Here is a 9811-nt window from a genome sequence, read left to right as displayed (position 1 = left end):
CCTCCTCTCCACCCCCTCCCCCCCACCACCACCCCCACCCCCACCCCCCCCCCCCCCACCCCCCCCACCCCCCCCCCCCCCCCCCCCCCCCCCCCCCCCCCCCCCCCCCCCCCCGCCGGGGCGCCGCCGCTGTCAGGAGGTGATGTCCTTGCCGGAGAAGCGCGCCCAGGCGATCGAGCCGAACAGCACGATGTACGCCCCGAACGCCAGCAGCCCGTCCCGCAGGCTCCCGAAGTCGATCGGGCTGCGCAGCACGGCGTCGAAGTTCGTGAACTTGGACGGCAGCAGGTAGGGCGTGATCGAGTCCAGCTCGGGGATCGCCCGGAGCACCTGGCAGACGATGACCAGCACCATGGTGGCCGCGATGGCCCCGATGGACACCTCGGTGAACGTCGACAGCGCCACCGCGACCGCGGCCAGGGCGGCCATCCCGGCGCCGACGTACCCGACGGCGATGAGGATGCGCAGCAGCCCGTCGGCCATCGAGATCGTGCTGCCGGACAGCAGCGTCACGGACCCCGCCGGGAAGAGGATCAGGCCCGTCACCAGCGCCGTCAGGGCCACCACCGCGGTGACCGCGTACGCGAAGACGACCGCGTTGAGGTATTTGACCAGCAGCAGCCGGGTGCGTCCCGCCGGGGCGGCCAGCAGGTAGCGCAGGGTCCCCGCGCCGGCCTCGCCCGCGATCGAGTCGCCGGCCACGACGCTGACGGCGACCGGCATCAGCAGCAGCACCAGGAACGAGAACGACACGAACGTCAGCATCAGGCTGTTGCCCACGACGTCCTGGACGAGCCCGCCCATCCCCTCCTCGGAGGCCACGAGCCGCAGCGCCACGCCGATGACGATCGGCACGACGCCGAGCACGGCCAGCATCGTCAGGTTGCGCGGCCTGCGGAACGTCAGGCCCAGCTCGGAGCCGAGCAGCCGCCAGAACGCCCACACCCTCCCCGCCGCGGGGGCGGGAGCGGAGGCGGACGGCTCCGGCGGGCGGCGTTCGGTGGTGCGCATGGACTCCGCGACGGGCACCAGCCCGGGCGTGCGGCGCTCCTGGGTCTCCGCCCCCGTGGTCCCGGCGCCGGACCCCAGGGTCCCCGCCGTCTCAGCCGTTGCCGTCTCAGCCGTTGCCGTCTCAGCCGTCGACTTAGCCGTCGACATCGAAGCCCTCCCCTGTCAGTCCCACGAACACGTCCTCCAGGCTCGGCCGCACCACGGCCAGCCCGCGAACGGCCACGCCCTCCCCCACCAGCGCGGCGTTGACGCGCTCCGGCGCGTGGCCGCCGAGCTCCGCCGTGACCTCCCCGCCCGAGGTCAGCACGTCGGCGAGGCCGAGCGTGCCGAGCACCCGCGCGGCGTCCGCCACGTCCGGCGTCTCCACCCGGACGCGCGTCACGAGCCCGCCGTTCAGCGAGGCGATCGTGCCCTGCGCCACGAGCTTGCCGGTACGCATGATCGCGGCGTGCGTGCACATCTGCTCCACCTCCGCCAGCAGGTGGGAGGAGACGAAGACCGTGGTGCCGTCGGCGGCGATCTCCTTGACCAGCGCGCGGACCTCGCGGGTGCCCTGCGGGTCGAGCCCGTTGGTGGGCTCGTCCAGGATGAGCAGCTCGCGCGGCCCCAGCAGGGCGGCGGCGATGGCCAGGCGCTGGCGCATGCCGAGCGAGTAGTTGCGGAAGCGCTTGGCGGCCGCGGCCGACAGGCCCACGCGGTCGAGCGCCTCGGCGATGCGCCGCTTCGCGCTCGCGCGGGGCGCGGTCGGGTCGGCGGAGTCGAAGCGCATCAGGTTGGCCGCACCCGACAGGTACGGGTAGAAGGCCGGCCCCTCGACCAGCGCCCCCACCTTGGGCAGGGCCTGGGCCTGGGGCAGGCCGAGCACGGAGTACCCGCCCGACGTCGGCGCGACCAGGCCGAGCAGCATGCGGATCGTGGTGGTCTTGCCCGAGCCGTTCGGCCCCAGGAAGCCGAACACCGAGCCGCGCGGCACGGCCAGGTCCAGCGTGTCCACGGCGACCTGGCCGCCGCGGAAGCGCTTGGTCAGGCCCTCCGTGACGATCGCGAACTCCCCCGCGTTCACCCCCGGGGGCAGGGCCGCCCCGGAGGGCGCCCCTGCTTCCTGCGTGACGGTGGTCACTTGGTGCCCGCCGCCTTGGTGATCTCCTCCGGGGTGACCGCGCCGACCAGAAGGCGGCCGTCGTCGGTCAGCAGGGCGGTGACAAGCTTGGTCTTGATCAGCTTGCCGGAGCCCCACGTGCCGCTCACCGGGGTGGCGGACTTCAGCACGCTGTCGATCAGCGCGCTCGGGTCGGCACCCGCGCCCCCGCCAGGGCCGCGGCCCTCACGCCCGTCCGACGGCGTCGCGGTCTTCAGGTCCGACAGCGAGAACGGCACGACCGCCACGGTCGTCCAGCCCTGCCCCACGACCTTCGCCCGCTCCGCGACGTCCTTGGCGTGCTCGGCGCGGTCCGCCGCCATGTCCTGCTCCATGCCGGCCCCGAGGGTCTTCTCCTCCACCTTGGCGCCCGCGGGCGGGGTGAAGGTGAAGTTCTCGGCCGCCGGCGGCGTGAACGTCACCTGCGTGAACCCGACCTGGAACGCCGGCTCGGCCGACCCCTTGGCGAACACCTGCACCTGCAGCGGGACGTACGTCTCGCCGTCGAGCGCGATGCGGATCTCCTGGACGAGCGAGCCCGCGTCCTTGGGCGCCAGCACGAGCTGGTAGACCGGCCGGCCCGCCACCTGGGCGGTGTTGATCACGCGGACCGCCGTGTGCTGGTCGGCGTTGGCCAGCAGCCGCTCGGCCACCTGCTGCGGCGTCACGTCGGTCGGCCGCGGCGTGGGCAGGCCCTGCTTGTGCTGCCCGGTCTCCCCCTTGATGGTCAGCTTGGTGGCCGTGTTGGTGGCGCTCTCCCAGTACCAGCCCGTGTCGCCGTTGACGATCAGGTTGGTCTCGTTCAGCTGGGTCGGCAGGGCCACCCGCATCTTGCCCTCGCCGCCGTACCAGACCTTCACCTCGTGCGAGCCGGACAGCAGGCTCAGCGGCGACGCCTCACCCGTCTGCGGCAGCGCCGGCAGGCCGAGCGAGGCCGTCTGCTGCACCGTGCCGGACATCGGCGCGATGCCGCCTCCCTTACTGGTCGCCGCCGCGGCGTCGGCCAGCAGCTGCTGTGCCGACCGCTCCGGCAGCACGGGGGCGCCGCTCACCGCGGCTATGACGGGGCCGGCGCCGATCGCGGCTCCGATCACGGCCGCTGCCGCGATCGGCACTCCCCACCTCACGAACGTGCCTCTGCGCATCTCACTCCTTAACGGTATGTCGATGTTCAGAGCCTGCGTGATGCATCCTTAGGCGGACCTGAGACTGTCTGAGACGGCTCTCAGCCTTCTCAGCGTTGTCTCAGGGCGGGAACAGGAGAATTGCCACATGAGAGTACTTGTCGTCGAGGACGAGCGGCGGATGGCCGCCGCGCTCCAGCGGGGGCTCCAGGCTGAGGGGTTCGCCGTGGACCTCGCCCACGACGGCGAGGAGGGCCTGCACGCGGCCAGGCAGGGTGACTACGACATCGTGGTGCTCGACATCATGCTGCCCCGGCTCTCGGGCTACAACGTGTGCAAGCAGCTGCGCGCGGAGGAGAACTGGGTGCCGATCCTCATGCTGTCGGCCAAGGACGGCGAATACGACATGGCCGACGGGCTCGACCTGGGCGCCGACGACTACCTGACCAAGCCGTTCTCGTACGTGGTGCTGGTGGCCAGGCTCCGGGCGCTGCTGCGGCGCGACGCGGGACGGCGGCCATCGGTGCTGGTGGCCGGCGACCTGTCGCTCGACCCGGCCCGGCGCAGGGTCGAACGGGACGGGAGCTCGATCGAGCTGACGCCGAGGGAGTTCGCGCTGCTGGAGTACCTGATCCGGCGGCGGGACGAGGTCGTGTCGAAGGCGGAGATCCTGGAGCACGTCTGGGACACCTTCGACACCGACCCGAACGTGGTCGAGGTGTACGTCGGCTACCTGCGGCGCAAGATCGACGCCCCGTTCGGCAGGAACGCGCTCCAGACCGTGCGCGGCGCGGGCTACCGGCTGGCGGGCGACGGTGGCTGACTCCCCGCTCGTCTGGTGGCGGCGGCAGGGGCTGCGGTTCAGGCTCACGGTGGCGGCCGCCGCGGTGCTCGCGCTGGCGCTGGCCGTGTCGGCGTCGGTGCTGGTCAGCGTGCTCGAACGGGCGCTGATGGACACGGTGGACGAGTCCACCAGGCAGACGGCGCAGGCCGTGCGCGTGGCGGCCGACGCCGGGACGCTGACCAGCCCGATCACCACGCACGACGGCACGATCGTGCAGGTCATCGATGCCGGCGGGCGCATCACGCACGTGACGTACGGCACCGACCGGCTGGTCCCGCTGCTGGACGCCAAGGCGCGGGCCAAGGTGCTCAAGCGGGGGCAGGCCACGCTCCTGGACGGGCGGCCGTACGCGGTCCCCGGGTTCCTGCGGGTGATCGTGCTCAGCGCGGACCGCGGGCAGACCGTGATCGCGGCCCGGCCCATCAGCGAGATCCAGACCAGCCTGGTCACGTCCGGACGGGTGCTGCTGGTGGGCACGCCCGCGCTGATCGTGCTGCTCGCGGTGGCGAGCTGGCTCATGATCGGCCGTACGCTGCGCCCGATCGCGGCCCTGCGCAGGGGCGCGGCGGACATCACGCACACGGCCAGGTCGCGCCGGCTGCCGGTGCCGCAGTCGCGTGACGAGGTCTACTCGCTGGCCACCACGCTCAACGGCATGCTGGCCAGGCTGGAGGAGGCCGAGCAGCGCCAGCGGGCGCTGGTCTCCGACGCGGCGCACGAGCTGCGCAGCCCGCTGGCCAGCATCAGGCTGCAGCTCGAGGTCGCGCTGGGACACCCGGAGGGTCAGGACTGGCGGGAGACCGCCGAGGGCGTCCTGGAGGACACGATGCGGCTGTCCAGGCTGGCCGAGGACCTGCTGGCGCTGGCCAGGCTGGACGAGCGCGGCGGCGTGCCCGCCAGGCGGGAACCCGTCGAGCTGGACGAGGTGGTCCGCCAGACCGTCGACAGGTACGCCGAGGCGCGCCTGACGGTGTGCGACCCGGTCGTGGTGCGCGGCGACGCCCTCGACCTGAGCCGGGTGCTGACGAACCTGATGGACAACGCGGTACGCCACACCTCTTCCAAGGTCGAGGTGGCCTTGACCGCGGACGGAGTGCTGATGGTGAGCGACGACGGGCCCGGCATCCCTGAGCAGGATCGCGAGCGCGTCTTCAATCGCTTCACCAGGCTGGACTCCGGGCGCAGCCGTGATGAGGGCGGCGCCGGGCTGGGGCTGGCGATCGTACGTGAGACCGTGCGTGCGCACGGCGGCACGGTCGTCCTGGAGGACGCCGCGCCTGGACTGCGGGCCGTGGTGCGGTTGCCCGTCTCCCGGTAGGGGGTGCGGGTGAGGGAGCGCCGCCGCCTGGACTGAGGAGCGTAGGGAGCGCAGCGACTGGAGCGACGAGGGAGGGCGGCGGCTCCCCAGCGACCGAACCCCGCCTCCACGGAGTGGAGGCCATGAGCATGGATCGTTCCTAATCGGGTCAGGCCGCTGTCCCCTTTTCCGCTGTGGACAGGAAGTCCTGGGCGATCAGCGGCAGGCGGCGGCGGGCGTGCACGACGGCGATGACACGCCGCACGGCGGGTTCGAGCGAGCGCACGATCAGGCCCGCGCGACTGGCCTGTTCGGCCAGGCCGCGGTACCAGAGCAACGACGCCTGGCCCGCGCGTACCGCGTTGAGCCAGCCGTTGCGCTCGTCGGTTTCGAGCACGACCACGGGGCTCACCGAGTACTTGCCGAACATCGCGTCCAGCTCCCTGCGCCGCATGCTGCCGCGGGCCGGCAGCGCCAGGCGCATGCCGTGCAGCTTGCCCATCGGCACCGGGTTGGGCAGGTCGAGCCCGGGCGGGGAGATCAGCACGATCTCCTGGCGCTCGAGCGGATGGGTGATCAGGTCCGTGGGGACCGGGAGATCGGTGAGCCCGAGGTCGGCCCGCTGATCTCTGATGGCGCTGACGACGCCGTCTCTGCCGTCGCAGCGAACGATGTGCACGCGTACTCCCGGATGCTCGGCCGCGTAAGCCGGGAGCAGCCGCCCGGCCAGGCCGGGTTCGAGGCTGGGCGTGGACGCGATGCGGAGCTCCGCTTCCGTGACGCCGCTGTGGTTGGCCAGGCCCTCGATCTCGCGAACGGCATCGAGTGCCTCCCTCGCCAGCTTGACCACGCGACGGCCCTGCGCGGTAACGACCACGCCACGGCCTGAACGAGCGAAGAGCGTCATACCGAGCTCCCGCTCCAGATCGCGGATCGCGCGGGACAGCGCAGGCTGCGCGATGTAAAGCGATCTTGCCGCGTCGGTCATGGTGCGGTGCTCCGCAGTCGCGACCACATAGCGGAGCTGCTGGAGATTCATGCCAAAGAAGCTAGGGCAACGCCCGCCGCGCGGACCGGGAGATAACCGAGATCACCTCGAATGATTTCGGACCGTAACCGATCACTGCTACATCCGTGACGGGTGAGAAATGAGTATGCTTTTGCCCCAAATTTGGCAAGGGTCCGGCAAGTCGCGGCGCAAAGCCATCGATTCCAGACAACCGGGCAAACGGGGAGACACGGTGACAGGGAACGGGCATTATCCACCCCCGCCACAGGGGCCAGGGCAGCCACAGAGGCCTCCCTCATTGCCGTGGCCGCCGCCGAACTACCGCCAGCCGCAGCCGCCGAGCCGGCAACCGTACCCGACGCCTCCGCCACCTCCCCCACCGCCTCCCCCGCCGCCTCCGCAGGGGAACCCGTACCAGCAGGCGCCGCCGCCCCACCCTCAGGGGCCCGCGTACCCGCAGCAGGCCTATCCCCAGGGCGGCCCGCAGTACCCGCCACCGCCGCCACCCTACGGGCAGCAGCAGCAATACCGGCAACCGCCGCCCCCGCCTCCGCCGCCACCGCCGCCGCCGCCGCCCCCTTTGCCGCCGGCGCAGTGGGGGCCGCCGCAGCGCAGGAAGTCCGGCATGGGCGTCTTCGGCGTGATCGGCGGCGTGCTCGGGGGGATCGCCGCGCTGTTCGTGCTGATCGTCATCGCGTCGGCGCTGTTCAAGAGCGCGTCGAGGTCGGAGACGACGACACCGGTCGCGATCCCGACATATGAGCCTTCGGAGCGCGCCACCAGCGACCCGTTCCCCACCCGCACGCGGCAGCCGACCCCGACGGAGTCCGACTCGCCGACGCGGCAGCCCACCCAGGAGGAGACCCAGGAGCCGGAGACGACCCCGACGCAGCCTCCCAAGGTGACGCTGAACACGAGCCTGAAGAGCAACACCATGTACCGGGCGGGCTCGCTGCCCAGGCTGAGCTGCTCCGGCGGAAGCGCCAACATCTTCAACCACAGTCAGCTCAAGGCGCTGATCCTGAAGACCGGCAAGTGCATGGACCAGGCATGGGGCCCGATCCTGGAGAAGCAGGGCATCCAGTTCAGCGCGCCCAACTACGCCATCGCCGCCAAGCGGGGCCGGGGCGCGTGCGGCGACTATCCGTCGGCCGGGAGCATGGTGCCGTACTACTGCCCCCGCAACAACACGATCTACGCCTCCACCTCGGCCATGTCCCGGGGCAACGGCAACGCCCGCGGGTACGGCCAGATCATCCAGTGGCACGGCGGCATCATCAGCATGATGGCCCACGAGTACGGCCACCACATCCAGAACATCACCGGCCTGATGGACTCCTGGTGGCGCGCCACCCTCGACTCCTCCGGCCAGAGCGGCAAGCTGGCGCTCAGCAGGCGACTCGAGCTGCAGGCGACCTGCTTCGGCGGCATGTGGATGCGGTCGGTGGCGGCGTCGTACCCGGTGAGCACGTCCCTGCGCAGCCGCCTGTTCTCGTTCTACGCCCAGGTGGGCGACTATCCGGGGTGGCCGCGCGACCACGGCACGCCCGCCAACAACAACCGGTGGTTCCGGCAGGGCTGGGAGCGGGACAAGACGTACCAGTGCAACACCTGGATGGCGCCGTCCTCGACCGTCTCCTGAAAAAAGTTACGACCTACCCAAAACCCCATAAACGCGGCCCATCGTGCACGTAGTGTTCATCTCAGCTTGGGCACATGTCTCTGATGTCCAGATATGGGGACTAGAATCCTGGCAATCTTGTGCCCAACGGGGGGCAACGACAGTTTTGCCTGGTAGGCGTGTAAGGAGCCGGGTGTGAGCAATCGCGATGGGGCAGAAAACGTGCCAGGGGGCAAGAAGAAACGGCGGCCCGTTCGCCGTCCGCGCCCTGGCTCCTCATCCCCTCGCTTCGCCAAGCCCCTGACGACCGGATCAGTACTCGGGTGGACCGCTTTGTCCGCCATCGCGCCCGGCGCCGCACATCTGCGCGCCGGGCGCCGCCGTACCGGGCTGATCCTCCTCAGCGTGTACGCGGTGCTGCTCCTGGCGGCCCTGGCCTACGGGCTGACCCGGAACCTGCAGAACCTCACCGCCTTCGTCGGCGACGGGATGATGATCACCGTGGTCGTGGTGGCCTCGGTCCTCGCGCTGCTGTGGTTCGCCGTGCTGGTGACCTCGTACGTCGCGCTCGGGCCCAACCGCCTCAACCAGCAGGGCCAGGTGCTGACCGGCATCGTGGTCGGGGTGCTGTGCGTGGCGGTGATGTCGCCGTTCGCCCTGACCGCCAACTACGTGCTGACCGCGCGGGAGGCGATCAAGCAGATCTTCCCCTCGGTGTCCGACCCCGACGTCCCCGCCCCGGTCAAGGAGGGCGAGGACCCGTGGGGCGGCAAGGACCGCGTGAACTTCCTGCTGATCGGCGGCGACGCGGCCGGCAACCGCACCGGCGTGCGCACCGACAGCATGAACGTGGCCAGCATCGACCTCAAGACGGGCAACACCGTCCTGTTCAGCCTGCCGCGCAACCTGCAGCACGTGCGCTTCCCGCCGACCTCGCCGCTGCACAAGCAGTTCCCGAACGGCTACATGGCCGAGCTCCCCAACGGCGGCCTGCTCAACGAGGTCTGGCAGTACGCCAACGACAACCCGCAGCTCATGGGCGGCAAGAACAAGGGCCCCCGGGCGCTGATGGACGCCATCGGCTACACGCTGAACCTCAAGATCGACTACTACATGCTGATGAACATGTTCGGCTTCGCGGACCTCGTGGACGCCATCGGCGGCCTCAAGATCCGGGTCGAGCAGGACGTCAAGTGGGGCGGCCACTTCGGCACGGCGGGCACCATCAAGGCGGGCTACCGGAAGCTGTCGGGCGAGCAGGCCCTCTGGTACGGCCGTTCCCGGGTCAACAGCGACGACTTCTCCCGCATGGCCCGCCAGCGCTGCGTCATCGGCGCCTTCGCCCAGCAGGCCACCCCCACCGTGATCCTCGCCAACTTCACCAAGATCGCCGGCGCGGCCAAGCGGCTGGCCCAGACCAACATCCCGGAGCACCTGCTGCAGCCGCTGGTGCAGCTGGCGGTCAAGGTCAAGGACGCCCGGATCACGAGCGAGCAGTTCGTGCCGCCGCAGTTCTGGCCGGGCCGGCCCGACTGGGCCAAGATCCGCCTGGCCGCCAGGAAGGCGATCGCCGACTCCAGCCGGCCCGCCCGCCAGGCCCAGACGGCCAACGTGAGCGCGTCCCCGAGCGTCACGTCCTCGGCCTCGCCGACCCGTACGCGCCCGCTGACGCCCACGCAGACGCCGACCAGGAACACCCAGAAGGGCGGCGGCGCCAAGTCCCTCGACGAGCTCTGCGGTCTGTAACCACGGCACCGGCGGCGGGGA

The 9811-nt window shown here is 71.1% G+C and carries 8 protein-coding genes; 4 read left to right on the top strand and 4 right to left on the bottom strand.

Annotated elements, in window-relative coordinates; all coding sequences use genetic code 11:
- Positions 1-132: 132 nt before the first annotated feature.
- Genes ACWDX9_RS54250 through ACWDX9_RS54240 form a run of 3 tightly spaced genes read right to left on the bottom strand, consistent with a single transcriptional unit; the run spans position 133 to position 3294 of the window.
- Positions 133-1158, bottom strand: a complete 1026-nt coding sequence (locus ACWDX9_RS54250; protein WP_449970168.1) for an ABC transporter permease — start codon at positions 1156-1158, stop codon at positions 133-135.
- Positions 1145-2131 (bottom strand): ABC transporter ATP-binding protein, encoded by a 987-nt coding sequence (locus ACWDX9_RS54245; RefSeq protein WP_350740779.1) that lies wholly within the window; start codon positions 2129-2131, stop codon positions 1145-1147. Before ACWDX9_RS54245 ends, ACWDX9_RS54250 begins: the two co-directional genes overlap by 14 nt.
- Positions 2128-3294 (bottom strand): LolA family protein, encoded by a 1167-nt coding sequence (locus ACWDX9_RS54240; RefSeq protein ID WP_449970165.1) that lies wholly within the window; start codon positions 3292-3294, stop codon positions 2128-2130. Before ACWDX9_RS54240 ends, ACWDX9_RS54245 begins: the two co-directional genes overlap by 4 nt.
- Before the next feature lie 127 nt (positions 3295-3421).
- Between ACWDX9_RS54240 and ACWDX9_RS54235 the strand changes: the two genes are divergently transcribed.
- Both ACWDX9_RS54235 and ACWDX9_RS54230 read left to right on the top strand, forming a co-directional pair.
- Positions 3422-4096, top strand: coding sequence for a response regulator transcription factor (locus tag ACWDX9_RS54235; protein ID WP_350740775.1), 675 nt, complete (start codon positions 3422-3424; stop codon positions 4094-4096).
- On the top strand, positions 4089-5435 hold the full coding sequence (locus tag ACWDX9_RS54230) for a sensor histidine kinase (protein WP_449970164.1): 1347 nt from the start codon (positions 4089-4091) through the stop codon (positions 5433-5435). Before ACWDX9_RS54235 ends, ACWDX9_RS54230 begins: the two co-directional genes overlap by 8 nt.
- Before the next feature lie 148 nt (positions 5436-5583).
- Here the strand turns inward: ACWDX9_RS54230 and ACWDX9_RS54225 are convergent, their stop codons facing one another.
- Positions 5584-6453 (bottom strand): LysR family transcriptional regulator, encoded by an 870-nt coding sequence (locus ACWDX9_RS54225; RefSeq protein WP_449970161.1) that lies wholly within the window; start codon positions 6451-6453, stop codon positions 5584-5586.
- A gap of 595 nt (positions 6454-7048) precedes the next feature.
- On the opposite strand from ACWDX9_RS54225, the gene ACWDX9_RS54220 reads away from it, so the two are divergent.
- Entirely contained in the window at positions 7049-8065 is a 1017-nt protein-coding gene (locus ACWDX9_RS54220; RefSeq protein WP_449970158.1) for a neutral zinc metallopeptidase, read from the top strand.
- 312 nt (positions 8066-8377) lie between these two features.
- Positions 8378-9790, top strand: a complete 1413-nt coding sequence (locus ACWDX9_RS54215; protein WP_449970155.1) for an LCP family protein — start codon at positions 8378-8380, stop codon at positions 9788-9790.
- Positions 9791-9811 lie beyond the last annotated feature (21 nt).

Source organism: Nonomuraea sp. NPDC003201, assembly GCF_053590415.1.
The sequence above is the reverse complement of the archived record's forward strand: the minus strand, read 5'-3'. Positions and strand labels throughout refer to the sequence as shown.